Below are 25,241 nucleotides of genomic sequence, written 5' to 3' on the forward strand. Positions count from 1 at the left end.
GGAGCGCGCGCAGTCTGCGCACTTCGGCGATCAGGCGAGGAACATCCTGGCGCGCGGCTGCCATGAAATCCTGGTCCGCGACCGTCGCGGCGGTCATTTCGATGTCTTCGCCGCGATCCGCCCCTTGGCCGGTCTGGATGAAATTTGAGCCGCCTAGAAAGTCCCGGCCCTCGACCCATGATTTCCACGGGCCAGCTTGGGCCGCGGCAGCTCGGGCTTCCATCCCTTGAAGTTCAAGCTCGGATAGAGATGTGTTCATGGCAGCCTCGTTGGTCCAGCGTTGCTACCGCGCGCGTGCTTGTCGGCCTTGCGGGTGCCGAGAAGAAGCTTGCGTTCGAGATGCGCCCTGAGATCCGCGTAATACACGGTCAGGAACGGACGGGCGTCATGCGCCTGCGGCGTTGAGCCGATCTTGCGTCCGATCGTCTCAGCCACCGCCCGCAGCGCGAAATAGTCGTCGCGGCGCAGCACCTCCTCCAGCTTGTGCAGTTCGGCGATGCCATAGGCATCGAGCTGGGCGTGGCTGAACTGAAAAGTCCTGGCGACCGGATCTTTTCGTGCCGACAGATCCTCCATCAGCGTGCGCTTAGGCGCCTCGACGACCCAGGTTCCCGCCAGGAGGTCGCCAATCCGCAACCGGTCGCGATTGAAGAGCGGGAACAAGGCGAACAGCAGCGCCCATATCAGTCCGAAGACTGTCGTCAGCGTATCGGCGACGCCCATTCCACTCCGTCCGGCGATAATCGACAGCGGCAGAAAGACTTCGATCTCGCGCATCAGATTGCGGGCGATGACCTGATCGACCGACAGGCCGGCTCCGTTGCGTGATGCCACCCTGATGCCGATGATCCGCTTGCCGGGCGTGGACGCACGCCGGCCCGCCTCGAAGGCGATGAAGTAGACGTTTCGCAGAAAAAAGATCACGATGATCCAGACGATGAAAAGCGGCTGCAATTGATCGGTGCCGAAACCTGTTACTCCGAACAGCGCAACTATCGTGACCGCGATTGCAGCCGTGGCGATAAACACGACATCGAGCAGGAAAGCGGCAGCGCGGGTGCCGGCGTCGGCCAGCTTTATCTGGAGATCGACACCTTCAGGCGTGATCAGCGAGCGCATCGTCGCCAGCGCAGCGCGCCTAGCGGTCGCCATTGCGCACCACCTGGAACAGGTAGAAGTAGCCGATCCACAGTGCGAGCATGCCGGTGCCAATGGCATAGCGGGTGACGTCGCTGGTGATCGTCTGCCTGCCGATGCCCTCGAGCAGTCCGGCAAACAGCAGCATGACCGAAACGCCAACCATCGCGGTCGCCGCTATGCGTCCGGCATGGGCGGCTGCCGTCATGCGGGTCAACTCGCCGGGAAAGGCGATGCGCGTGCCGATCCGCATGCCGGCAGCGCCGGCCAGTGCGATGGCGAACAATTCGGTGGTGCCGTGAATGGCCAGCCAGCCGCCAAGCTCCATGCCAAGCCCCTTTGCCCAATAGACCTGGAACAGCGCACCCAGCATGCAGCCGTTGAACAGCATCAGCAGCACCGTCGGCACGGCGAAAGCAAATCCAAGCGCGAAGGCGAGGATTGCGACCTGGACGTTATGGGTGAAAAGATAAGCGGCAAAGCCTGAGAGAAAGCCATTGTCGCCATCATAAAGCATGCTGCGCAGTATCTCGGCCGAAGCGTCGGGACCGCGGCCGGCAGCCAGGCCTGACGGGATGATCGCGTCGAACCAGCCCTTGTCGGACGCTACCAGCCAGGCGCCGGCGCCGATGCCGACAATCATCAGCGCCACCGACACCAGCGTCTCGCGCCACAAATCGCGGATGGCACCCGGCCAGTCGTGCAGGAAAAAATCGGCGATGCGCTGGCGCAGCCCGCGGCGTGCCCCGTAGAGATAAAAATAACCCCGCAGCGACAGGGATTCGAGATAGGCGATCAGTGCGCTGTCGAGGGATGTCGCTCTCGCCACCGAAAGCGAAGATAATGCCGACCGGTAGAGCAGCGGCAGCGACAGCAGCTCTTCTTCCGACAGTGTTCGCGGCGCGCGTTTCTCGACGCGGGCGAGTAGCGCCTCGAACGCCTTCCAGTCGGCCTCGCGCTCCCGACGGAAGCTGGCCAGCGACTGGCGTACGGCATCATCGCGTCCAGCATCGCCGGGAACTGGCGCAGTCACAACAAATCCTCGCGCTTGAACTGCAGGTAGCGCTCGACCAGCGCCGGCCCCAGCCTGTGATGGTCGGCTTCGATCACATGCGCGCCGAGCAGCCGCAACCGGCCGATGACGACCTGCCTTTCGCGCAAAAGCCCGCCGGCGACGACGGCGCGGGCGACATCCTCGCCTGATGAAGGCGGCATGTCGGCCAAGCTCTCCAATTCGACATCTCTGATCATCATGAACAACACCAGATGCCGCTCGGTGAGCCGGCCGACGGTACGCAGCATCAATTCCGCGCTGATCGGATCGACGAAGTCGGTGAAGATGATTACCAGAGAGCGCCGGTCGAGCCGTGCCGCAAGCGTGGTCAGCGCCAGGGTGAAATTGGTCTCCTCGTTGGAATAGTCGATCTCAACCGCCCGCTTCTGGATCATTGCAAAGCTGGCCGAGCCGCGCACCGCGCCGCTGGCGACGCGCGGCCGCGCATCGAAGCTGAACAGGCTGACCATGTCGCCGCCCTTGAGCGCAATGAACGCCGACAGCAAGGCGGCAGCCACCGCCCGGTCCACCTTCGGGAGGCCGTCGACCGGCTCGCACATCAGGCGTCCGCTGTCGATGGCCAGCACGATGTTGTTGTTCTCCTCGATACGGAACTCGCGCGCCAGAAGCCTGCCGTGGCGGGCGCTGCGCTTCCAGTCGATCATCCGCCGGCCCATGCCGGGCTGATAATCCTTGAGCGCCTCGAATTCCCGGCCGTGGCCGGCCCGGCGCTGCGCATGCCCGTCGGGCAGGGCGTTGCGCTGCAGCAGCGTGATCGCCTGGTCGCGGGCGCTGCGGACGTCGGGCAACACTGCCACCTTGCTTTCCATCGGCAGGACGACCTGGTTCCAGACCAATCCGAACGGCCCGCGCCAGCGCAGCCACAGACGATCGAAGCTGGCGATGCCGCGCCGCAGCGCCTGGAACCGCAGGTCGAGAGATCCGCCATCTCCGGTGGCAGCCAGGGGACCGCCGGTACCGCCGATCGGCGCCAGGCGCGCATCATGACCGACGCGCGCCTCCAGGGTTGGCATCCGGCCTGAAAAACGGGCGGCGACGTGGACGGTGAACTGGCCGCCGACGCCGACCTGCGGCGGCGCGTGGAGGCTGGCGGCCAGCGATTTCCGCCCGCGTCCCGCCGCGGTGTCCACCGCCAGGAAGGCCAGCAGCAGGCAGATCCACAGCAATCCGAGATACCACAGCGACGGCAGCGCCAGCGCGACCAGGAAGGCCGGCACCGCGCCCGCCGCTGCCGCCCACACCGCTCGGCCGCTGGGATAGATCAACGCGGCGCTTCCGTCTGGTCGACCAGGTCGGAGACGATCTGCTCGACCAGCCGGCCATCGATCTGCGCGGCCGGCGACAGGACGACGCGATGGCGCAGCGCCGGCACCGCCAGCGCCTTGACGTCGTCTGGGACCACATAGGCGCGCCCGTCGAGCGCTGCCCGCGCCCGCGCCGCCCTGGCCAGCATGGCGCCCGCGCGTGGACTGGCGCCAACCTCCAAATCGGCGGTGTCGCGTGTGGCGCGCACCAGCGCCGCGATGTAGCCGACGACGTCGTCGACGAGGGTGACGGAGCCGACGGTTTCGAGTGCCTTCTCCAGCGTCTTGCGATCCGTCTGGGCCTTGATGCCGTATTGCGCGATGTCGTGCGAGGCGGAGCCGCCGCCGTGATGGATGATGATGGCCCGTTCCTCCTCGGGACCGGGATAGCTGACCCGATGCTTGAACAGGAAGCGGTCGAGCTGTGCTTCGGGCAGGGGATAGACACCCTGATGCTCGATCGGGTTCTGGGTCGCGACCACCATGAAGTTGCGGCCCAGCGAATGCGTGGTGCCGTCGAAAGTGACCGCATGCTCCTGCATCGCCTCCAGAAGTGCTGCCTGTGTCTTGGGCGGCGTGCGGTTGATCTCGTCGGCAAGCAAAAGATCGCAGAAGATCGGACCGCGCGTCAGCGTGAACTGTCCAGTCTGGAAATTGTAGATGTTCGATCCGACGATATCGCCAGGCATCAGGTCCGGCGTGAACTGGATGCGCCCGTAGGCGACACCCAGAGCCTGCGCGAAGCAGCGAGCGGTCATTGTCTTGGCCGTGCCCGGAGGGCCTTCCAGCAGGATATGCCCGCCGGCGAACAGGGCGGTCAGCATCAGGTCGACCGTGTCGTGCTGTCCGGTGATCGCCTTGGCCACTTCTTCCCTGATCCGTGTCGCCAGGGCCTTCACATCACCGACGTTCACCGAGCCTCCTTGCCGTCCAATCGTGCAGCCGCTCGGCTGCCTCGTGCATTTGTGTCAGGTTTTTCGCCTCGCCGGCGGCTTGCGCCCGCGCGGTGAATCCGCTGACTTCGTCCTTATCGCGAGAATCGAGCCAGCGGTCGAGCGCTTCGCCTTGCAGCCCCTGCGGCGCTCCCAGCAGTGCGCCGGCGCGCACCCGCATCAAGGCCGCGTAACGGCCTCCCAGTTCCTCGAGCCGCCCGGCGCGCCGCAACAGCATGGCCGTCGTATCCACCAGCGCACGCTTGCCGAAGGCAATGGCGCGCTGCTCGGCGCGCGGCGGGCCGAAACGGCCGAGGCCGCGCAGGAAAGCCAGCGCCGCCGCGGCCAGGATCGTCAGCGTCAGCGCCAGAAACGGCGGTTCGACCAGGAGCTTGGCAAGGTCGTATTTTCGCCCCGCGCCATGCAGCGTGAGATCGAACATGACCTGGCCCTTCTCGGGTTGCAGCAATGCAATCAGGTCGAGCGCGGCTGCCGCCTTGTCGGGATTCCCAATCGCGGCGTTGTTGATCAGGTCGGGGTCAGTCAGGACATAAAAGGGCTTGCCGTCCACTTCGGTGAGCACAGCCTTGTTGTTGCCGGCTACTATGATTGGATGCTCGTCCGCCACCCACTGCAATTCATCGGGGGCGGCAACAAGCTGGCCCTCGATGTCGAGTTGCTGCACCGTGCTTTGGCCGACGCCGATCTTTGCATTGGCGATCCGGCCGAGCCATTGGTTCACCACGGGATCGGGCAATCGCCCGAATTTCATCTTCCAACCTTCGTGCTCTTCCAGCGGCAGGGTTTGCCATTTCGGCAGCACGAAGAGGGTATTCAGGTCCTGCCGAAGTTCGAGGATGTGGTCGAGCGCGGCGGGATCGCTCTCTGGCGAAATGGTGACGATCAGCAGCATGTCGGTGCCGAGATCCTGATCGGTCCGCGCCATGGCTGGCGTCTCGCCGGTGAGCCGCAACCATTCCGCCAGGCCGGCATAGCCGACGCCGCTTTTCGACAGCGGCGTGGCGCTGCCATTGCCGGGTTGCCGGAAGTCGGGCGCATAGGTGGACAGCAGGAAGAAACCCGCTGCCGCAAGCAGGCTGGCGAAAATGCCCCAAAACAGCGTTCTTCGATTGAACGGTTCCTGTGCCGCTGGTTCGACCGTCGCAGCGCTCATATCCAGGCATCCCGGAAGACGAACCGCTCATAGGCGCCGCGTGCTTGCCGCCAGCCTTCGGCGCCGACCGGCCGGCGCGCGAACAATGCGGCTTCAACGATGCGTGCGATCTCGGCAAACGCCGCGCGGGCCTTGGCGGGAACCGAAGCAGCAGCGGCGATGTCGCGCGCCGTGAGCGACGGGCGCAAAAAATCCGGCAGCCGGCCGGCAATATCGGCGACACTGCGGCGAAGCAGGAGATGAACCGCTTCGTCATAGTCGCCTCGCGCGGCCAGCGCGTCGGCTTCCGACAGCAGGATCTGCGCGGCGCCGGCGTCGGGACGCCATGCTTCCTCCGCGTCGGTTTCGCGCCGTGCGCGCTGCCAAGGCAGGCGCCAGGCGATACCTTTCATCTCGAGGAAGACCAGGAGCAGGATAATCGCGACACCTGATAGCACCGCGCCCCAGAACAGATAGATCATATAGGGACCGAGCGACGACAACAGGTCCAGCAGCGGCTTCAGCCAGTCAGGCGGCTGAGGCGGTACATAGGCCGGCAGGTCGAACTGGATCGACTTATCCGAGATCAACTGCTCATGCGCTCTTGCCAGCCATTCGGCTTCCGCTGTGCCTGGCTGTGCCACTGCCAACTGTCCCCTGCAACCTGTGGTCCCCAGTCGACACTGGCAATGCACAACGGCAATTGCAAGTGGGCTAGACGTCGATCTCCAATGTTGGCACATTTGATGCGGGGATCACCAGCCGATATGCGGTGATTAAGCGGGGGACGCATCATGGTTTCAACGACATTGGAACGGCCGGACAAGTTTCGCATCGGCAGGGTTTTCAACGACAGCTTTGCTGTCATCAGCCGCAATATCGGTCTGTACCTTGGACTCGCGCTGCTGTTCTCAGGTCTGCCGGCGACAGTTCTCCGACTCTGGACCGAATCGACCTTGAGCGGGACTGCACTGGGCGACCCGACCGCGGTGGCCGATCCTAGTATGATGTTTTGGAATTCTTCCGTCGGCATTGCCGCCGGATTAGTATCCTTTATCCTGTCGCTGCTGCTCCAGTCGGCACTCGTGCGGGCGACGATCGAGGATTTGAACGGCAAACGGCCGTCCTTTGGCGACTGCATCCAGATAGCCATCCGCTATTTGCTCCCAACCCTGGGGATCGGCCTGCTCGTAGTGCTGGGGGCGGGCCTTGCTTCATTAGCTCTGCTGGTCCCCGGAATCATATTGTGGCTTGGTTGGTCGGTGGCTATTCCAGTTCTGATACAGGAGCGCCTAGGTGTGCTCGGCAGCATGTCGCGCAGCCGCGTCCTGACCAAGGGCAGCCGCTGGGCGCTATTTGGTCTTTTCCTTATCCTTATGATCATCACGATGGTCATTCAGTCGGTGATGGCGGCTATCGTTCTCCTGCTAGACGGAATTGTCGCCGATGTGGCGGCAACCATGCTGTCGACCGTGGTTTCTATGGTGCTGTCGGTAGCCACGGCGGTCAGCTATGTCGAACTGCGTCAGGTCCAGGAAGGCACCAGCGTCGACGAACTGGCGGAAATCTTCTCATAGCGGCAAGGCCGCGTTCATCGCATCAGGATCCGCCTGGACTGGACGGGTTACATCATGTCTTCAACGACACTGGAACGACCGGACAAGTTTCGCATCGGCAGGGTTTTCAACGACAGCTTGCCGTCATCGGCCGTAACGCCGTTCAGGCGTCACTGGTGCGCGCCACCATCGAGGACCTGAACGGCAAGCAGCCTTCGTTCGGTGACTGCATCGCGAGAGCAGTCTCCTTCCTCCTGCCGACGTTCGCCATTGCCCTGTTGGTTGGTTTAGGCGTGGGCCTCGGTTTTATCCTGCTGATTGTGCCTGGCATCATGTTGGCGCTCCGTTGGTCGGTCGCGGTGCCGGCACTGGTGCAAGAGCGGCTCGGCGTATTCGGCTCGATGGCCCGCAGCCACGATCTGACCAAGGGAAGCCGCTGGGCGCTGTTCGGCCTGTTCATTATCCTGATCATTATCGCCATTGCCATCGAGTTGGCGCTCGGCACTGCAACCGCGCTGTTTGGAGGGGGGATAGTGGGTGCGGTGGTGGATGCATTGGTGACGAGTGTAACGTCTATGGTGATGTCGATCGCCACCGCAGTCAGCTATGTCGAGCTGCGGCAGGTTAGGGAAGGCACCAGCGTCGACGAACTGGCGGAGATCTTCTCCTGACGCGAGAGGTCGCCTACCACATCATGAACGAACCGATCCGCGTCGGAGACCTTGCCGGCGCTCACGTCGGCGATTGCCTGATCGACGATGGCCGCGCCCTCTCTCCCGGATGTCCACAACGATTACCCGGTGCTGCTGTCGGAAATGACCCCGACGAGCCGAGCGACCTGTTCGGGATGCTGCTCAGGGCGGCATCGGCGAAGACTGCGCAGCCGGCGTTGTAGTGCCGGCGGGTAGCATTCCCGGCGGCAGGGGTGACAGCAGCAGACAAATCCCGTATACTCACATAAAGATGTCTTTATGTCGCTTAAGCGCGACCGTCGCCCTGAGGACGAAATATGTCGCAAAACCCATCGTCGTTGGACGACCTGTTCGGCCCCGTCGCGGCCAAGCCCGACGGTTCGGAAGTGCTTGCTGCGCTGACGGCGGCGGCGCGCGAACGCATCCTCATCCTCGATGGCGCCATGGGCACGCAGATCCAGGGCCTGGGCTTCGACGAGAACCATTTCCGTGGCGACAAATTCGCCGAGTGCGCCTGCCACCAGCAGGGCAACAACGACCTGCTGATCCTGACGCAGCCCAAGGCGATCGAGGAGATTCACTATCAATACGCCATCGCCGGGGCGGACATTCTTGAAACCAACACCTTCTCCTCGACCTCCATCGCCCAGGCGGATTATGGCATGGAGGACGCGGTCTACGCTCTGAACCGCGACGGTGCACGGCTGGTGCGCAGGGCAGCGGCAAGGGCCGAGCAGGAGGACGGCAAGCGTCGTTTCGTCGCCGGTGCGCTGGGACCGACCAACCGCACCGCCTCGATGTCGCCCGACGTCAACAATCCCGGCTACCGCGCCGTGACATTCGACGACTTGCGCCTTGCCTATGGCGAGCAGCTGCGCGGTCTCATTGACGGCGGTGCCGACATCATTCTGATCGAGACCATTTTTGATACGCTGAATGCCAAGGCGGCAATCTTCGCCTGCAACGAGATCTTCATCGAGAAGGGCGTGCATCTGCCGGTGATGATTTCCGGCACGATCACCGACCTGTCCGGCCGCACGCTGTCGGGCCAGACGCCGACGGCTTTCTGGCATTCGGTCCGCCACGCCAACCCGTTCACGATAGGCCTCAATTGCGCGCTGGGCGCCAAAGCCATGCGCGCGCATCTGGACGAAATATCCGGCGTCGCCGACACCTTTGTTTGCGCCTATCCGAATGCCGGCCTGCCCAACGAATTCGGCCAATATGACGAAAGCCCGGAGTTCATGGCTGCGCAGATCGAGGATTTCGCGTGCGACGGCCTGGTCAATATCGTCGGTGGCTGCTGCGGCTCGACGCCCGACCACATCCGCGCCATCGCACAGGCCGTGAAGAAATATCCGCCGCGCGCTGTTCCCGACATCGAGCCGCAGATGCGCCTTTCGGGGCTCGAGCCGTTCACGCTGACCGACGAGATTCCGTTCGTCAATGTCGGCGAGCGCACCAATGTCACCGGCTCGGCGAAATTCAGGAAGCTGATCACCGCGGGCGACTATGCCGCGGCGCTCGAAATCGCCCGCGACCAGGTCGCCAACGGCGCGCAGATCATCGACATCAACATGGACGAAGGCCTGATCGATTCGAAGCAGGCAATGGTCTGTTATCTCAACCTGATCGCCGCCGAGCCGGACATCGCCCGCGTTCCCGTAATGATCGACAGTTCCAAATGGGAGATCATCGAAGCCGGCCTGAAATGCGTGCAGGGCAAGCCGCTGGTCAATTCCATCTCGATGAAGGAGGGCGAGGAGGCTTTTCTGCATCATGCGAAGCTCGTCCGCGCGTATGGCGCGGCGGTGGTCGTCATGGCCTTCGATGAGGACGGCCAGGCCGACACCCAGGCGCGCAAGGTCGAAATCTGCACCCGCGCCTACAGACTTTTGACCGAGCAGGCCGGATTCCCGCCCGAGGACATCGTTTTCGATCCGAACATCTTCGCCATCGCCACCGGCATCGACGAGCATAACAATTACGGCGTCGACTTCATCGAAGCCGCTAGGCAGATCACCGCGACGCTTCCGCATGTCCACATATCGGGCGGCGTGTCGAACCTCTCCTTCTCGTTTCGCGGCAACGAGCCGGTGCGCGAGGCCATGCATGCCGTGTTCCTCTACCATGCCATCCAGGCCGGCATGGACATGGGCATCGTCAACGCCGGACAGCTTGCCGTCTATGACACCATCGATCCCGAACTGCGCGAAGTCTGCGAGGACGTCGTCAACAATCGTCAGCCGAAGGGCGGCGGCAGCGCGACCGAACGCCTGCTGGAACTCGCCGAACGTTTTAGGGGCACGGCGGGCAAGGAAGCGCAGGAACGCGATCTCGCCTGGCGCGACTGGCCGGTCGAGCAGCGCATTTCGCACGCACTGGTCAACGGCATCACCGAATTCATCGACCAGGACACGGACGAGGCGCGGCGCGCCGCCGAGCGTCCGCTGCATGTCATCGAAGGTCCTCTGATGGACGGCATGAATGTCGTCGGCGATCTGTTCGGCGCGGGAAAGATGTTCCTGCCGCAAGTGGTGAAATCCGCTCGCGTCATGAAACAGGCCGTCGCCGGCCTGCTGCCGCACATGGAGGCGGAGAAGCTGGCGAATGCCGCCAAAGGCGTCGACACCGGTGAACGCCAGACCGCCGGCAAGATACTGATGGCGACGGTGAAGGGCGATGTCCACGACATCGGCAAGAACATCGTCGGCGTGGTTCTGGCCTGCAACAATTACGAGATCATCGACCTCGGCGTCATGGTGCCGGCGGCAAAGATCCTGCAGACGGCGCGCGAGCAAAAGGTCGACATCATCGGCCTGTCCGGCCTGATCACGCCCTCGCTCGACGAGATGGCGCACACGGCCGCCGAGATGGAGCGCGAGGGTTTTGACATTCCGCTGTTGATCGGCGGTGCTACGACCAGCCGCGTGCATACCGCAGTAAAGATCCATCCGCGCTATATCAGTGGCCAGACCGTCTATGTCGCCGATGCCAGCCGCGCGGTCGGCGTGGTGTCGGCACTTCTGTCGAACGAGACCAGGGGCGGTTATGTCGACAACGTTCGCGCCGAATACAAGAAGGTCGCCGATGCGCATGCGCGCAGCGAAGCCGACAAGCAGCGCCTGCCGCTGGCCAAGGCGCGGGCCAACGCCCACAGGATCGACTGGTCGGCCTACGCGCCGCCAAAACCGTCCTTCCTCGGCCTGAAAACCTTCGAAGCCTGGGATCTGGCCGAGCTCGCGCGCTATATCGACTGGACGCCGTTCTTCCAGACCTGGGAGCTAAAGGGTCGCTATCCCAAAATCCTATACGACGAGGCGCAAGGGCCGGCGGCACGCCAGCTCTTCGACGACGCCCAGGCGATGCTGGCCAAGATCATTGCGGAAAAATGGTTCGCGCCAAAGGGCGTCATCGGCTTCTGGCCGGCAAATACCGTCGGCGACGACATCAGGCTGTTCACCGACGATGCTAGGTCGCAGGAGCTGGCGACCTTCTTCACGCTGCGCCAGCAGCTGACCAAGCGCGACGGCAAGGCGAACGTCGCGCTGTCGGATTTCGTCGCGCCGTTGGACAGCGGCAAGGCCGACTATCTCGGCGGCTTCATCGTCACCGCCGGCATCGAGGAAGCGGCGATCGCCGAGCGCTTCGAACGTGCCAATGACGACTACTCGTCGATCATGGTCAAGGCGCTGGCCGACCGTTTCGCCGAAGCCTTCGCCGAACGCCTGCACGAGAAGGTGCGCAAGGAGTTCTGGGCCTATGCGCCGGATGAGGATCTGGCGCCGGACGAGCTGATCGGCGAACCCTATCGCGGTATTCGCCCGGCGCCCGGTTATCCGGCGCAGCCCGACCACACCGAGAAAGCGACGCTTTTTCGACTGCTCGACGGCGAGCGCAACGCCGGCGTCAGCCTGACCGAGAGCTTTGCGATGTGGCCGGGCTCCTCCGTGTCGGGTATCTACCTGTCGCACCCCGAAAGCTATTACTTCGGCGTGGCCAAGGTCGAGCGCGACCAGGTCGAGGACTATGCGCGCCGCAAGGCCATGCCGCTAGCCGAGGTCGAGCGCTGGCTCGGCCCTATACTCAACTATGTGCCGACCCCCTTCGCCGAAGCCGCGCAGTAAGGCAGCAGCTTTGACCTGACATCGCGGTCGATGACCAGGTGAATCGCTTCGAGAGCAACGGCCTGGCCCACTCATCATGCGATGAAAGGAGAGGCTTGCCGAATTCGCTGACCAATCGATCAGCCCCGGTGGTGCACCGTACCGCCACGGATTGACGCGCGACACTTTAGCTGCAAGGTATATTAACGTTCTGTTTACCATATATATTGGTCTCGGCAGGGACTTGAGGGGGCAATTTGGAACCGTTTCTGGGCGCGAACCGCCTTAATTGGGATGATCGAGCCGAGCTGCATTCGACCGACACAACGGGCAGCTACCACATAGAAAATGTGCTGGCTGGCGGATCCAATCTCTATGAGCTGGAAACGCGCGAGGTCGGTGACATTGTCGGCAAGGATATCGTCCATCTGCAATGCCATATCGGGCTCGACACGATCAGCTTGAAGAATCTGGGCGCCGGCAGCGTGACCGGCCTCGACTTTTCACCGACGGCGATCGCAGCGGCGCGGGATTTCGCTGCAAAGGCAGGCACTGACGTGCGCTTCGTGGAGGCGCCACTGTTCGAGGCAGTCGAAGCGCTTGGCCGGACCTTTGACATCGCTTACGTTACCTGGGGTTCGGTAAACTGGCTTGACGACGTGTTCCGCTGGGCGCGGGTGGTTGCCGATCTCCTGCGGCCCGGCGGCCGGCTCTATCTCGCCGAGGGCCATCCGTTGATGTTCCAGTGTGACCGCAAGGCTGCGGCGCTGGAGTTCAAGCATGACTGGCGAACGCCAATAGCTCGACCACTCGCATGGAACGAAGAACTCACCTATACCGGCGACGACCGCATCTTGAAACATCCGCGCTACTATGAGTGGATTCATCCGGTCAGCGACGTGGTGAACGCGCTGATTTCAGCTGGGCTGACGCTGGATTTTCTCAATGAGCATGACACGGTTTCGTGGCAGCACTTTTCATTTGCCGTGAGGGCCGGCAAGGATATGTACGGCTTGCCAGAGAACTCTCCCAAGATTCCAATGGCCTATTCCATTGGCGCGACGAAGCGTAGCGTCGGCAAGATACCCTACCTGGTTACCGCCAAGGCGATTGAGGGCCACTAATGCATGTCGCGCAAAAGCATGCCATCGGGCTTGAACCGAGGGTGTGCGGCGGTTTTGCAGTAACGACATGCATAAAACAAAACTTGAAGGGCGTCGCATGAATCCATTCAGCCGCGACGCGCTTTAAGTCGTCAGCCGGAGCCGCAGGTCCGTGTCAGCCACTCCGGCCACCTCAGGCGGTTGGAGGGTGCAAAATTTTTTAGGACCCGTGAAGGTCAAAATTAAACATTGATAGCTAATATACCTTGGTCGGGTTGGCCCAGAACCTGAATAGTATCTGAGGAATCGCCTATTGGCTCCTTTCCGCGCTAGGTTCGGCGGTATCAAGAAGGCCGTTTTCTCGTCGGCAAATATCCCGGCGGCAATGGCGGTGATCGTTATTGCCGTTGGCACAGCGTTCGCGGACCACCAGAACAAAGTCGTCTCGGATCAAGCCGCCCGAGCGGATGTCCTGGCCAAGGTCAATCTTATCCGCGCCAAGCTTGAAGGCAACATCAACGGAAACCTTCAACTGGTGCAGGGACTGGTCGCGGCGGTCGTGACTGAGCCCTATATGGGACAGCAACGCTTCGCCTCGCTGGCGAGCAACCTGTTTGGCAGGGGCTCGCAATTGAAGAATATTGCCGGCGCGCCCGATCTGGTCATTTCTCTGATGTACCCGATGAATGGCAACGACAAGGCGATAGGCCTCGATTACCGCAAGGACGAGCGGCAGCGTCTGGCCGCGCTCAGGGCGCGAGACAAGCGCGAGCTAATTCTTGCCGGTCCCGTCGACTTGAGGCAGGGAGGGCAAGGCTTCGTCGGCCGTATTCCCGTCTTTGTACGCAGTGCGGGCAACACCGAAAGGTTCTGGGGCATCATTTCGGCCGTCGTCGACGTTCAGCGCCTCTATAAGGCGAGCGGCCTGCTTGACGATGATCTCGGGATTGACATAGCGCTGATCGGTAAGGACGCTCTCGGTCCAACCGGAGAGCAATTCTTCGGCAATGAGCGCGTCGCCAAAAGCAATCCGGTGACAGCCGACGTTCTGCTCCCGTCCGGTTCGTGGCGGATCGCAGCCATTCCCAAAAACGGCTGGCCTTCGACGCCCGACAACGCGTGGTTCTTGCGCGCCATCATGGCGGTGGCCGGGGCATTGGTTGTGATCCCATTCCTGGTGACCGGTCGCCTGATTGGCGAGAGACAGCGCAACTATGCGGAACTGAGTCGATTGTCGAGACGCCTGGAACTCGCTCTGGAAGCGTCGGCTATTGGCGTTTGGGAACACGATCTCGCGACCAACGAACTGACGTGGGACGACCGCGTCAATGAAATATACGGCAAACCAGCTGGGGAGGGCCGCGGCTACCTGGACTGGGCGGGAGCAATCCACCCGGATGATTTGGCTGGCGCCAACGCCGATTTCGACCGCGCGATGGTCGACGGCGGGCCATATTTGTCGGAATACCGGATTATTCGGCCGGATGGCGAGATACGCCATGTCCGATCCAAGGCGATAATTTACCGGGCCGCAGACGACACCCCAAAAATGATTGGCGCCGAATGGGATGTGACAGCCGATGTCCTGTTGAACAAGGACCTGGTACGCGCAAAACAGCTTTCCGAGTCGAAAAATGCAGAACTCGAGTCGGCCAAGGCGCGCATAGAGCACATTGCGCTCCACGATTCGCTGACCGGTTTGCCCAACCGGCGTTACCTCGACCAGGTGCTGGAAGACTACGCGGCAAACGCCAGGCGGACCGGCGGGTATGCCGCACTGCTCCACATAGATCTCGATCGGTTCAAGCACATTAACGATACGCTTGGCCACGCCGCAGGCGACGCAATGCTTGTTCACGCCTCGACCGTGCTCCGATCCAAGGTCGATGGCGAGGGATTCGTCGCTCGGATCGGAGGAGACGAATTCATCGTCCTGTGCGCGGTGCATGACGATATCGAGCAACTGGCGCTGCTCGCTGACCGCGTCATCAGCCAGATGCGGGAACCGGTCTACTATCAGGGCCATCGATGCCGTTTTGGCGTGAGCGTGGGAATTGCAGTCGATAACGGAAAAGATGTCGAAGCCAAACACCTGCTGGTCAACGCTGACATCGCGCTTTACCGGGCAAAGAGTCGTGGGCGCAATCGATACGAGTTCTTCACCGAGGCGATGCAAAGCGAGATCGTCGAGACAAAACGGATTGCCGACGAAATTCTCGGCGGCCTTGAGCGCAACGAGTTCATTCCCTTCTACCAGCCGCAATTTGACGCAAAAACCCTTGAAATTGTTGGGGTTGAGGCGCTGGCGCGATGGCGGCATCCGGAGAAGGGCATTTTGGCGCCCGACGTCTTCCTAAGGATTGCGGAAGAATTGAATGTCGTCTCGATCATCGATCGAAACATATTAGAGCAATCCCTTTTGGATCTCGAAGGGTGGTCTGCTGCGAATCTCCATATTCCGCGGGTGTCAGTCAATGTTTCGGCACGCCGCCTTCAGGATGAGGAACTCATAAAGAGTCTTAGGGAACTAAATATCAAGAAGGGAACAGTTGCCTTCGAGCTCGTTGAGTCAATTTTCCTTGACGAAAATGATGATTTTGTTACCTGGAATCTTGAGCAGATAAAAGAGCTCGGCATTGACATAGAAATAGACGATTTTGGCACGGGCTACGCCTCTATAGTCAGCTTGCTCAAGCTGCAGCCTCGCCGGTTGAAGATAGATCGCCAATTGGTCATTCCTATTGTCAAATCGCCGCAACGAAGGCAGGTCGTCTCATCGATCATTGAAATCGGCAAATCCCTGGGTATCGAGGTCGTAGCCGAGGGTGTCGAGACGATGGAGCACGCACAGACACTCAAGAGCTTGGGCTGCGACATATTGCAGGGTTATGCCTTCGGGCATGCGTTGGATGCCGACGGACTAAAGGCATTTGTTCGATCTCGGCGTCTGCGCCCGAAACGGGTTTTGGATGAACCGCTCCGGTTGGGTAGAGTATAAGCGCATAAGCCTCACGTCACAGAGTAGCGCTTCGCTTGAGTCTTGGGATTTGGAGATTGGCCGATCACGGCAGCGAAGTTCTGGGGGCCTATGCACCCGATGAGACCTGGCCCCGGACAGCTGATCGGCGACCCCTATCTCGGCATCGGCCCGGCGCCGGAGGCAGGACCAAACGCACAATGGCAGCCTTGGCGGTTGTCCAGGCAATGGCGCGGATATGTCGGCAGACGATCGATGATCTACCAGATTAACTGGGAACTAGTCGCGATGTTGCTCGCCGGTTGCGAAGGGGCGCTGTCCTTCATCATGAGGGGGATGTGAAACGTCCGGCTCTTCTGCAGGACGTCGTCGCCGATCGCCCGGCAATCGCGGCGGCCGGCGAAGCAGGCCGAAGTGCACTTGTCACTGACCAGGGAACGATATCGGTCCCCATGTGTTAGAAATCCATGGACACTTTGGAACCCCAGGGTCACGGGACGGTGGCCGACATTTTGACGTCGGAAGTTGCCAATGCCAGGCAGCGCATTCACCGGACCGAGCTCGCGCTTCAACGCACTGAAGAAATGCTGGCCGAGAACCTGGCGCTGCGCAACAGGATACGAACTGCGGTCGAGGCCGCAGACCGCTTGGTGAAGATCGATCCCCCCAGCTTTGAAGGACGTCGCGCGGGTTGAACTGGGCCGGCGTTTCATTCGTCGCGCCCTTCAGGCCACCGGCGCCACCACTCTCGCTCCAGAACTTTGCCAACCACATCTACGTCTGGGCTGCACGCTCGCCAACAGCCGGAACCAACGGCGACCACAAGCGGTTTACCAATCAAAGGGACCGCAATGGATTCGGAATAATGGAACTTTTAGATATGGAACTGGCGCGAGCCCGACAGCGGCTTAATCGGGCCGAGCGCTCCCTTGAGCGTGCGAACGAGATGCTGGATGATGACTGCGGTGTCGGCATCAATATCGCGCTGTGCAGCAGGATACGGGCTGCGCAACAGCGCGTAATTGAGGCCAGATCGCGGTTGACGAAGATCGATCCCACCAGCGCTGACGGAATTCGCACGGGTTGATCCGGCCCGTCGACGTGCCGCCTCGGGCATATAGGACGATCGGTTCGGCACTCCGGCGGTCGCGCATCAAGCAAGCCAACGCACTGCTTGAGGCGACGCGTTCGGTCCTAAGGCCAACCATTTTGCTTGGCGATCTCAACGAATGGCGGGTGCACAGCAGATCCTCGTTGCTGGCGCTACTGCCGCATTTTGGTCCAATTCACACCGTGCTGTCCAGTTTCCCTTCGCAATTCCCTTGTTGCGCTCGATCGGATCCTGGCCAAACCACCAAGTCTGATTTCCAGCCTCGAAGTGCACCATACATCGCTATCTCGGATCGCCTCCGATCATCTACCGATCATGGCACGATTAAATCTCCAGGGGATTCGACAGCTACATTTGCAACCAGATTACCTTTGAAGGGTTCTTGCTACGATTTTGAGCGAGGCCGGGTTTCTATCGCTGAAGGGTAGAAAATTTTATGGAAGTATCCATTACGCGGATTGCACACGACAACATCAAAGCAGGCAAGAGCGGCTTGCTGCTGGTCCCGGACAATTATGACGCCTTCGCCGGGCGCGTTCTGGCGGCAAGGAGTGCCGTTCGCAGTCTCGATCTCATGTACTACCTTTGGCACGATGACCACACTGGCCGCTTGCTCTTGCAGGAAGTTTTCCGGGCCGCTGAGCGCGGCGTGCGAGTTCGCATGCTCCTTGATGACGCCAATCCGCGAAAGAACGATGCGGCCTATCTGGCCTTGAGCAATCATCCAAACATCGAGTTGAAGTTGTTTAATCCGAGCGGCGTCAGGCAACGCAGCGTCATGCGCGCTGTGGAAATTGTGTTGCGACTATTTGCGTTGACCCGGAGGATGCACAACAAGGCATGGATCGCTGACGACAACGTTGCTATCGTAGGCGGGCGCAACGTTGGCGATGCCTATTTCGACGCAGCAGAAACCAATTTTCGCGACTTAGACGTGCTGCTCCTCGGTCCTGCCGTGCAGCAAACCGCCGAAATATTTGAGGCATTCTGGGCTTGCGAGGACGCGAAATCAATCAGTGTCCTGGGTCCAGACGCGGGGAACGAGCATTCCGGTTTGTTTTCAGGAAGCGATCTCGAAACCGAATCAATGCTTTTGAACGGGATCGGTGACCGAGGGTCCATCGCAGAGTTCATCGCGGCCAGCAACGACGTGCATTGGGTGGATCGAGTTCGGGTGATTTCCGATCCTCCAGAGAAGGTGAGAGGTTGGAGACGTCGCAGCTGGCTTACCAAGGAGTTGCTTCCCCTCATAAAGTCGGCGCGCAACAATCTGGAAATTGTATCTCCCTATTTCATCCCTGGCAAAAGGGGCTCCGCGGTCCTGATGGACCTCGTCAGCAATGGGGTTGACGTTTCCGTTTTGACCAATTCCTTGGCCGCTACAGACGTCGCCGCGGTTCATGGGGCTTATGCAAACTATCGCAAGCGATTGCTGAGGAATGGCGTAAGACTGTTCGAGCTCCAGCCCTTCACTCGCGGTCAGGGAATTTCGGTGTTTGGCTCGAAGGGTGCCAGTCTGCACACCAAATCGTTCACCGTTGACGACAGGGCTGGCTTCGTCGGTTCCTTCAATTTTGATCCCCGGTCAGTGTCTTTGAACTCGGAGATGGGCGTGCTCTTTGAGGATGCCGAATTAGTCGGTGAACTTCGGCGCTTTTTTCAAGCGGAGATATCACTAGAAGCCAGCTATCGGCTGGAACTAAAGAACAATGTGCTGCACTGGCATGGATGCGAAGAAGGCAAACTCCAAGAATACACACACGAACCAGAGGCCGGAATTTTTCGCCGGGTTCTGGCGGCCTTGGTCCGCCACCTTCCGGTTGAGTCTCAGCTTTAGCCAGACCCACTAAGATAGCATAGGTGCTAACGGCGGGATCGACGCGGCGTTCTTGCCGCGCGCGGTACGGCATACCTGAAGAACGGCGACGTGAATGTGCCAAGCACAGCGCCGGGGCCGCGGTGGAAAGGCCGGGAGCATGAAGCATCCGCCCTCTGGCAATTGTCAGCTTGCTGCCGCCGATCGCGTGAAGACGATGGTGACCTTCGTCCCTTCGCTAGCGCTCGAGGCGACGTTGAACTTTGCCTTCGCGTTCTCTGTCAGCGAGCGCGCGATCAGCGCGCCGAGCTTGCCGGACTTGGGCCATGTCTCCCCTTCCGGCAGGCCGATACCGTCGTCCGCAACTATCACCAGGCAGCCGTCGCCATCGGCGATGCTGTGCAGCTTTATCGTCCCGCCTTCACGCCCTTGGAATGCATGCTTGAGTGCATTTGTGAGCAATTCGTTCACGACCAGTCCCGTTGGCATGGCGACGTTGATCGATACCGGATAGGTATCCACCTTCATGTCGAGGCGGATCCCCTCAACTGCATGCGACCCCATCACCGCGGAGGCGATCTGGCTAAGATAAACGCCGAGATCGACCTCATCCTTCTGCTCGTCTGCCGATAGCGTCTGGTAGAGGATCGCCAGAGCGTCGACGCGGCCGGCGAGCCTCTCAAATCTTTTCTGGTCGGGCTCGGTCGCGTTACGGGTTTCTAGACGGATCAATGCGGTGATCATCTGTAAGTTGTTCTTCACCCGGTGCTGCAGTTCGCGCAACAGGGTGTCCTTCTCGCGGACGCGCTCCTCCACCAAGCGCGCTTCTTCAGATTCGCCATGGGATGAGACGTCGACCAGAGCCACCAGTCGGAAGCAGTTCGTGCCGTTATCGTCCACGATGATGTTTGAATAAACGTCGACAAGAGCCGGGTTGGCCCCGACGGGCTCCAGCCGGAAAGTGCCGACGAAATCGGTTTCCTCGACCAAGGCCTCGGGCAGAGGCCGGCCCTTCTGCTGGTGGATGCCAATGCCGGAAAGTGCTCCCCAGTTTTGCCGGGTAAGCTCGGCTGAATTCAGGCCTGACACTTTTTCGAATTCTGGATTAGCATAGACGACGCGCTCCTTCGCGCCTAAGTCCGACACGGCGATAGCGATCGGCACCTGGTCAAGAAATTTTTTGAACTGCTCGCTTTCCAGCGCGGTGGCAAGGTCCGGTGTATCGAGCAATTGCTCAACTGCCTCAGCCTTGTCTGAATCTGATGTCATCTTGGTCGCCTGTGCTTTGCGTGGGAGCCTCAGTCTCAGTCATGCACTTTGCTCGACACCGACACCGCTGGAAGCGGCTGCGCGATGTCAGGAGTAGGACGAGCCCGCGTCACGGAGCGGCAGAGCCATGGGCAACACAGGCCGTCTTGCTGAGAGTTCAGTCAACCTTGCGTCACTTTGCACGGCCACGACCTTTTTTCCAACAGCGTTGTGCCAAAATCCCGTCTCTGCCCATCGAAATTGACGATCTGCACGTCGCCGGAACTGCCGACAGAATATTTCCGCCATTTGCAATGGGCTCACCTGGCAGCGGCGGCGCCGGTGGCGGCATGCGGTGGCCAAACCGCACCCCGCATGTGCTCATCCAGGTCTGGCTGCTTCGCCGCGACACGATGGGCGAAACGGTATGCTGCGTCGGTTCCGGCCGCCTTGGAGTTGCCCGGGTTGGCTCGCGGGACCTATCGGGTCATCGCCTGGGATACCGCGGCCGGCAGGCAAACGGGGGAATGGCAAGCGAATTCCGACATGGCTGAAACTTGATGTGCCGCCGTTCTCTGCCAATGTCGCGCTTGCCATTCGCCGAACCTGAGCAGGATGGAGACTGCGCCTGAAGGTATTCATTTGCTCGCTGATCTGACTTGTCATTGCCCAAGGTCTTTGCAACTTCGTCGCCAATGCCGATCTCAGTGATCTGCGCCAAGCGAAGTTGCGCGGAGATCTCAGGAGATCTGCGCATTAGGTGTTGCGCTCGCCCGAACCCCTATCCGGGCCCGCAAAATCCAAACAGAAGGAGTAACGAGTGTTGGCCAGTCAACGAGGAACGCGCGTCCGCGCTGAGATTGCTCTTGCCCAGAACCTGATGCTCGCACCCTGGGTTGTGGGGTTGCGGTTGCCGATCCTGGTTGCCGAGGCAACCGGTTCGCTGGTTTCAGGTCGGCCGGAAACCGTCAAGGCGGTGAGCGAAAAAGTTTCGGCCCTTGCGCAGGGGATTCTTGCGGCACAGGTGGCTTGGACGCGGGGCGCATTGACATTGCCGCTCGCCATAGCCGACGCGTCATCGCCGCTGGCCGATATCGGGCGATCAATGGCCCTTGCTGCTCTTGAGCCTGCGGGGCGGCAGGTTCGCCTAAATCACCGCCGGCTTTCCAGGCGCCGCAAACGGTTAAGCCGCAAGAGGCGAAAACACCCGCAGCAACGCTGCAACTGCCGCAGTCCATCGATGAATGTGCGATGGCAGTGTAAAACTTGGCGGAATTTCAATGAAAACCTCTTCTGGGGCGGCGGCGCAGAAAATGATTTCTACCACCGTATACCGGGCGGTCGCGATCACCTGACAGACGCGAAAAGAACGCGCCGTCGGCGGATTGACACTTCAGTTGGGATACAGCTCCTTGCCGTTAATAGAGGCGTCGGGAACTGAGCTTCGGTTCGGCGGTTAAAAAGAGGAGAGTTACGGAGGTTAAGGTGAACGGCTTGCTGAAGACTGGACTTTCGACAGGCGTGACCGGAACGGTCGCAAGTGTTGTGACGGCGGCGTTCCTCGCCCTTCTGGCCAAAGCCGAAGGAAAGTCGGCGCTGCAGCCGACCAACGCCACCAGCCACTGGCTCCACGGCGACAAGGCTGGTGCGATTAGGAAGGCCGACCTCGCGCACACGGCGGTCGGCTTGGGCACCCATCATGCTTCGGCCATATTCTGGGCCGCTCCTTTCGAGGCTTGGCTCGCCAGAAATCCTCCGCGGTCGCCGCTACTGATGCTGCGCGATGCCTCCGCGTTAGCCGCGATCGCCGCGGCTGTGGACTATCTCGTTGTGCCGAAGCGGCTGACCCCGGGCTGGGAGACAGTGCTTTCTAAGCGCTCCATCGCAGCTGCGTATGTAGCGCTCGCTGTGGGTTTGGCTGCCGGCGGACTAGTCGCGCAGGAGATGCGAAAAGGCGAGGTAGGGCCATAGCGCCGGGCATTTCGTGGCCATTGAACTCCTGTGCAAAAGCTTCTGCACTACGGCACGAAGTGGAGAACGTACGGCCGCGACCGCGGGTGTATCGATTCAGTTCGTGAACATAAACCCGGACGGCCTGTTGCTCGAACTGCCGAGCCAAGGCGGCAATGCTCACGCCGCTTTCGGCAGGAAGATTGCCGACGTTCTCCCGTAGCCAGTTTTCGAAGAACTCTTTTGTAGGGCTCATGCGCATCTCCTTCGGGAGATGAACGCCCTACGGCCCGAGGGTCCAGGCACCCCTTAATTTGAAGCACGCTGCTGCACGACCATCTGTCGACGATCGAGGGTGGAGAGAGATTCGCGCCGGCAAAAGTTTGCCGCCTTACAGGAGGGCTGCCAGGCGGCCAGACCGCTATCTACTTTGTTTGAGCAGTTCCAAGGAACCAACGGGTTTTCCCGCAGTTTTGTCAGTCAATGGAGGAAATTATGAACAACCAAAACACGGAACGGGATTCCGCGCCAAAGACACCAGATGACAGTGCAAAGAAGGACGTTGGCGCAACAGTGAGCGGTGCGTTCTCCAAGGCATCCGATTTAGCTCAAGAGGCAGCCGATACGGTCAAGCAGTCGGCCGCTGATGGTGCGTCAACAGTTGCCAGCCAAGTAAAGGAAATGCTGGATCGTCAGGTCGGCAGCGGTGCCGAGGTGATGGGTCAGCTCGCAAGCTCCACAAAACGCGCTGCCGAGGACCTCGACGAAAGCGCACCGCTAGTCGCCGGTGTGGTCCGTACGTTCGCGAACCGAATCGACGGGTACGCAGACGATCTGCGGGACCAGTCGGTCGATCAGCTGGTCCGCGCCGCCTCCGATTTGACAAGGCGTCAGCCGGCATTGGTGTTCGGACTTGCCGCCCTTGCGGGTTTTTTGACATTTCGAACGCTGAAGAGCGCACCTCCGGCGTCGCCGCTTTCCAACGAGCCTATGCACGAACGTAACCGACAAGGAGCGAACGAATTCCATGGCACATGAGCAGCTCAAGAATTCCACGCTTCCTCGCGCACTGTCCGACGTCGTTGCCGACCTTGCCGATCTTGTTCAGAAGGAGCTGCGACTGGCGCGCGCGGAGTTGTCTGAAAATCTCTTTGCCAAATTTCGGGCGGGTATTTGGATGTCAACTGCTGGCGTGCTGGGGCTGATCGCGGCATTTTTGGCAGTGCAGGCGATTGTCTTCGGGATAGCCAGCCTTGGGATTGCAGTGCACTGGTCCTGCCTGATTGTTGCCGCCATCACGGCCGGGGCTGGAGCGCTCGCCTGTTACAAGGGCCGCATGGACGCACACAAAGAGATAACGCCGACCCGTTCCATCCATCAGATCAAGCAGGACATCTCGACAACCAAGGAGCATCTGTCATGAGCCGCGAATCACGTACGGCCAATCTCGGAACGGCGGAATGGCTCATCGGCGCCGCCAAAAACAACCCGGAAGGTCTTCTCCTCGTTGCGGCCGGCTGCGCATTGTTGATGCGCCGCGGCGGGTCATCGGCCATCAGTAGCTTCGGGCATGCTGAGGAATCCCGCGGAAACAATGGCCACCGAAAGGCTCAGTCAAGGTCTTCGAGCACGCGCCCCGATAGACACGAGGCGGAAACCAGAGAAGGCGGCGCCCCAGCGGCGGTAGAGGCAGCACGTGAATATGTTACCGAGATCGGCGAGAAGGTGGCGGCAACCGCAAGTTCCTACGCATCCTCGGCATCGACATATGCGGACGAGGCGCGGCGCAACGTCTCCGAGACATCGGAACAATTCGCCCGGCAGGCCCAATCCACTCTCCAGGATACGATGAGCCGTGTGGCGCAAGAGCAGCCACTGACGCTGGCGCTGCTCGGTTTTGCCGCCGGGGCGGCTGTTGCAGCTGCCTTCCGGACCACCGACATTGAGAACCGGACCCTTGGCCCAGCCGCAGAGCAGCTGACGGACACCGTAGAAAGGGCTGGCGAACGGCTAAAGGAATCGACAGAGGAGGCGGGCAAACGTCTCAGGAGGGCAGCCAAGGAGCGCGGCCTTGATGCCGATGGCCTCAAGGAGGTTGCGAGCGACGTGGCTGGTGCGTTCGGCAGCGCCTTGTCGGGCGAGCAGCCAACCGAGTCCGCGCAGGCGCCATCCGCGAGTTCGGGTGGATCGCGCGCTCAATCGGCTCAGCGCGGCATGCCCCAGTCGGGCGGCATGGGCCGCTCGCAAGATAACTCGGCCAAATCGGACCAATCGCCACAATCGGATGCCTCTCGGCCGAGCAAATCCGGACGGTCTAGCGGCAAGCGAGGCTCATAATGGGTGAGGCAAGTCTCCGCCAGCTCGAACATGATGTAGAGGCAGCCCGGGCTAGGCTCGCCGAACATCTGTCGGCGCTGCGATCGCCAAATACATTGTCCGAGTTTACCGACGAGCTGAAGCAAGAGGCGCTCGAGGCAAAGGACGCGCTGGTCGAAAAAGCAAGATCGACCGCGCAGTCGACGGCGCAGGGGATCGTCGATGATCTCAAGGCAAAGGCGGCAGCCAACCCGAGCGCCGCATTGGTGATTGGGGCTGGTCTCGCTTGGCGCCTCCTACACCGTCCGCCGATCGCAACTGCTTTGATCGGAGCGGGACTATTCAGCCTGTTGCGGACACCTTCAATACCAGATATGGGCGAGCAAGTTGATCATTTCTCCTACGCCACAGAGCGCTTGAAGGAGCAAGCCGGCGAGCTGGCGGAGAAGGTCGGCGAACTGGGCGCCGAGACGGCGGAAGCAGTGAAGGAGCAAACAACTGAGCTGGCCGGCGCCGTCAAAGAGAGAGTGCGGGATTGGAGCGCCGGGACGCCGAACATGATCGACGATATGCGGCAGACCTCCGGCGAGGCGGCCCAGCGAGTAGCCGCCACAGCCGGCCGGGCATCATCGGCTGTTCAGGGCGTCATGAGGGATCAGGAGACGCGAGACAAACTCCTGCTGGGGGCCGCGGGAGTAGCCATAGCGGCCGCTATGGCTCTTGCGTATCAGCGGCGGGAAGGGGAGAGGGCGGCGGTCGATTGAT

At 61.0% G+C, this 25,241-nt stretch carries 23 protein-coding genes; 15 read left to right on the plus strand and 8 right to left on the minus strand.

Annotation, left to right across the window (positions count from 1 at the left end; all coding sequences use genetic code 11):
- Positions 1 to 255: 255 nt before the first annotated feature.
- From AC0L2C_RS29455 to AC0L2C_RS29480, 6 genes are read right to left on the minus strand one after another with little or no spacing between them, the layout of a single operon-like run.
- A complete protein-coding gene (locus AC0L2C_RS29455; RefSeq protein ID WP_473525075.1) occupies positions 256 to 1,152 on the minus strand; it encodes an RDD family protein in 897 nt (298 codons plus the stop codon).
- Positions 1,139 to 2,170, minus strand: a complete 1,032-nt coding sequence (locus AC0L2C_RS29460; protein ID WP_473525076.1) for a stage II sporulation protein M — start codon at positions 2,168 to 2,170, stop codon at positions 1,139 to 1,141. The genes AC0L2C_RS29455 and AC0L2C_RS29460 overlap by 14 nt, the downstream gene beginning before the upstream one ends.
- The gene (locus tag AC0L2C_RS29465) at positions 2,167 to 3,477 is read right to left on the minus strand and encodes a DUF58 domain-containing protein (protein ID WP_023803194.1); all 1,311 of its coding nucleotides are present in this window, start codon (positions 3,475 to 3,477) and stop codon (positions 2,167 to 2,169) included. The genes AC0L2C_RS29460 and AC0L2C_RS29465 overlap by 4 nt, the downstream gene beginning before the upstream one ends.
- Positions 3,474 to 4,430 carry an AAA family ATPase gene (locus tag AC0L2C_RS29470; protein WP_473525077.1) on the minus strand — a complete coding sequence of 319 codons (957 nt, stop codon included), beginning with the start codon at positions 4,428 to 4,430 and terminating at the stop codon, positions 3,474 to 3,476. The genes AC0L2C_RS29465 and AC0L2C_RS29470 overlap by 4 nt, the downstream gene beginning before the upstream one ends.
- Positions 4,417 to 5,622, minus strand: coding sequence for a DUF4350 domain-containing protein (locus AC0L2C_RS29475; protein WP_287239464.1), 1,206 nt, complete (start codon positions 5,620 to 5,622; stop codon positions 4,417 to 4,419). Before AC0L2C_RS29475 ends, AC0L2C_RS29470 begins: the two co-directional genes overlap by 14 nt.
- The gene (locus AC0L2C_RS29480) at positions 5,619 to 6,245 is read right to left on the minus strand and encodes a DUF4129 domain-containing protein (RefSeq protein ID WP_287174317.1); all 627 of its coding nucleotides are present in this window, start codon (positions 6,243 to 6,245) and stop codon (positions 5,619 to 5,621) included. The genes AC0L2C_RS29475 and AC0L2C_RS29480 overlap by 4 nt, the downstream gene beginning before the upstream one ends.
- A gap of 150 nt (positions 6,246 to 6,395) precedes the next feature.
- Between AC0L2C_RS29480 and AC0L2C_RS29485 the strand changes: the two genes are divergently transcribed.
- From AC0L2C_RS29485 to AC0L2C_RS29520, 8 genes are all read left to right on the plus strand, one after another.
- A complete protein-coding gene (locus AC0L2C_RS29485) occupies positions 6,396 to 7,178 on the plus strand; it encodes a hypothetical protein (protein ID WP_023803190.1) in 783 nt (260 codons plus the stop codon).
- A 155-nt stretch (positions 7,179 to 7,333) separates the two neighbouring features.
- Positions 7,334 to 7,828 carry a glycerophosphoryl diester phosphodiesterase membrane domain-containing protein gene (locus AC0L2C_RS29490; RefSeq protein ID WP_128170268.1) on the plus strand — a complete coding sequence of 165 codons (495 nt, stop codon included), beginning with the start codon at positions 7,334 to 7,336 and terminating at the stop codon, positions 7,826 to 7,828.
- Between the two features lie 23 nt (positions 7,829 to 7,851).
- Positions 7,852 to 8,052, plus strand: a complete 201-nt coding sequence (locus tag AC0L2C_RS29495; RefSeq protein WP_023803189.1) for a hypothetical protein — start codon at positions 7,852 to 7,854, stop codon at positions 8,050 to 8,052.
- A gap of 114 nt (positions 8,053 to 8,166) precedes the next feature.
- Entirely contained in the window at positions 8,167 to 11,976 is a 3,810-nt protein-coding gene (gene metH, locus AC0L2C_RS29500; protein ID WP_473525078.1) for a methionine synthase, read from the plus strand.
- Between the two features lie 236 nt (positions 11,977 to 12,212).
- A complete protein-coding gene (locus AC0L2C_RS29505) occupies positions 12,213 to 13,079 on the plus strand; it encodes a class I SAM-dependent methyltransferase (protein ID WP_023803186.1) in 867 nt (288 codons plus the stop codon).
- A 364-nt stretch (positions 13,080 to 13,443) separates the two neighbouring features.
- The gene (locus AC0L2C_RS29510; RefSeq protein WP_287239645.1) at positions 13,444 to 16,056 is read left to right on the plus strand and encodes a bifunctional diguanylate cyclase/phosphodiesterase; all 2,613 of its coding nucleotides are present in this window, start codon (positions 13,444 to 13,446) and stop codon (positions 16,054 to 16,056) included.
- Positions 16,057 to 16,155: 99 nt separating this feature from the next.
- Positions 16,156 to 16,377: a hypothetical protein gene (locus tag AC0L2C_RS29515; protein ID WP_287364551.1), complete on the plus strand. Its 222-nt coding sequence runs from the start codon at positions 16,156 to 16,158 to the stop codon at positions 16,375 to 16,377.
- 158 nt (positions 16,378 to 16,535) lie between these two features.
- Positions 16,536 to 16,730: a hypothetical protein gene (locus AC0L2C_RS29520; protein WP_031256726.1), complete on the plus strand. Its 195-nt coding sequence runs from the start codon at positions 16,536 to 16,538 to the stop codon at positions 16,728 to 16,730.
- A gap of 179 nt (positions 16,731 to 16,909) precedes the next feature.
- Here AC0L2C_RS29520 and AC0L2C_RS29525 read toward each other — a convergent pair whose 3' ends face one another.
- On the minus strand, positions 16,910 to 17,152 hold the full coding sequence (locus AC0L2C_RS29525; protein ID WP_167366355.1) for a hypothetical protein: 243 nt from the start codon (positions 17,150 to 17,152) through the stop codon (positions 16,910 to 16,912).
- A 430-nt stretch (positions 17,153 to 17,582) separates the two neighbouring features.
- On the opposite strand from AC0L2C_RS29525, the gene AC0L2C_RS29530 reads away from it, so the two are divergent.
- A complete protein-coding gene (locus AC0L2C_RS29530; RefSeq protein WP_473525079.1) occupies positions 17,583 to 18,983 on the plus strand; it encodes a phospholipase D family protein in 1,401 nt (466 codons plus the stop codon).
- 165 nt (positions 18,984 to 19,148) lie between these two features.
- Here the strand turns inward: AC0L2C_RS29530 and AC0L2C_RS29535 are convergent, their stop codons facing one another.
- Complete coding sequence (locus tag AC0L2C_RS29535; protein ID WP_287068279.1) at positions 19,149 to 20,231, minus strand: sensor histidine kinase; 1,083 nt, start codon at positions 20,229 to 20,231, stop codon at positions 19,149 to 19,151.
- An 802-nt stretch (positions 20,232 to 21,033) separates the two neighbouring features.
- Between AC0L2C_RS29535 and AC0L2C_RS29540 the strand changes: the two genes are divergently transcribed.
- The 6 genes from AC0L2C_RS29540 (at position 21,034) to AC0L2C_RS29565 (ending at position 25,240) form a co-directional block, all read left to right on the plus strand.
- Entirely contained in the window at positions 21,034 to 21,651 is a 618-nt protein-coding gene (locus AC0L2C_RS29540) for a hypothetical protein (RefSeq protein WP_473525080.1), read from the plus strand.
- A gap of 44 nt (positions 21,652 to 21,695) precedes the next feature.
- Positions 21,696 to 22,181: a hypothetical protein gene (locus tag AC0L2C_RS29545; protein WP_473525081.1), complete on the plus strand. Its 486-nt coding sequence runs from the start codon at positions 21,696 to 21,698 to the stop codon at positions 22,179 to 22,181.
- 474 nt (positions 22,182 to 22,655) lie between these two features.
- Positions 22,656 to 23,198 carry a hypothetical protein gene (locus tag AC0L2C_RS29550; protein WP_287068282.1) on the plus strand — a complete coding sequence of 181 codons (543 nt, stop codon included), beginning with the start codon at positions 22,656 to 22,658 and terminating at the stop codon, positions 23,196 to 23,198.
- On the plus strand, positions 23,188 to 23,583 hold the full coding sequence (locus AC0L2C_RS29555) for a phage holin family protein (protein WP_473525082.1): 396 nt from the start codon (positions 23,188 to 23,190) through the stop codon (positions 23,581 to 23,583). Before AC0L2C_RS29550 ends, AC0L2C_RS29555 begins: the two co-directional genes overlap by 11 nt.
- Complete coding sequence (locus AC0L2C_RS29560) at positions 23,580 to 24,497, plus strand: hypothetical protein (protein WP_473525083.1); 918 nt, start codon at positions 23,580 to 23,582, stop codon at positions 24,495 to 24,497. Before AC0L2C_RS29555 ends, AC0L2C_RS29560 begins: the two co-directional genes overlap by 4 nt.
- Positions 24,498 to 24,592: 95 nt before the next feature.
- On the plus strand, positions 24,593 to 25,240 hold the full coding sequence (locus AC0L2C_RS29565) for a hypothetical protein (RefSeq protein ID WP_473525084.1): 648 nt from the start codon (positions 24,593 to 24,595) through the stop codon (positions 25,238 to 25,240).
- The last annotated feature ends 1 nt before the right edge of the window (position 25,241 follow it).

The sequence above is a fragment of the Mesorhizobium sp. WSM4845 genome (genome assembly GCF_055811455.1).

Coding starts and splice junctions, on each gene's coding strand:
- AC0L2C_RS29455 (WP_473525075.1), bottom strand. CDS start 1,152: ATGGCGACCGCTAGGCGCGCTGCGCTGGCGACGATGCGCTCGCTGATC.
- AC0L2C_RS29475 (WP_287239464.1), bottom strand. CDS start 5,622: ATGAGCGCTGCGACGGTCGAACCAGCGGCACAGGAACCGTTCAATCGA.
- AC0L2C_RS29485 (WP_023803190.1), top strand. CDS start 6,396: ATGGTTTCAACGACATTGGAACGGCCGGACAAGTTTCGCATCGGCAGG.
- AC0L2C_RS29495 (WP_023803189.1), top strand. CDS start 7,852: ATGAACGAACCGATCCGCGTCGGAGACCTTGCCGGCGCTCACGTCGGC.
- metH (WP_473525078.1), top strand. CDS start 8,167: ATGTCGCAAAACCCATCGTCGTTGGACGACCTGTTCGGCCCCGTCGCG.
- AC0L2C_RS29510 (WP_287239645.1), top strand. CDS start 13,444: ATGGCGGTGATCGTTATTGCCGTTGGCACAGCGTTCGCGGACCACCAG.
- AC0L2C_RS29515 (WP_287364551.1), top strand. CDS start 16,156: ATGAGACCTGGCCCCGGACAGCTGATCGGCGACCCCTATCTCGGCATC.
- AC0L2C_RS29525 (WP_167366355.1), bottom strand. CDS start 17,152: ATGCCCGAGGCGGCACGTCGACGGGCCGGATCAACCCGTGCGAATTCC.
- AC0L2C_RS29530 (WP_473525079.1), top strand. CDS start 17,583: ATGGAAGTATCCATTACGCGGATTGCACACGACAACATCAAAGCAGGC.
- AC0L2C_RS29535 (WP_287068279.1), bottom strand. CDS start 20,231: ATGACATCAGATTCAGACAAGGCTGAGGCAGTTGAGCAATTGCTCGAT.
- AC0L2C_RS29550 (WP_287068282.1), top strand. CDS start 22,656: ATGAACAACCAAAACACGGAACGGGATTCCGCGCCAAAGACACCAGAT.
- AC0L2C_RS29555 (WP_473525082.1), top strand. CDS start 23,188: ATGGCACATGAGCAGCTCAAGAATTCCACGCTTCCTCGCGCACTGTCC.
- AC0L2C_RS29560 (WP_473525083.1), top strand. CDS start 23,580: ATGAGCCGCGAATCACGTACGGCCAATCTCGGAACGGCGGAATGGCTC.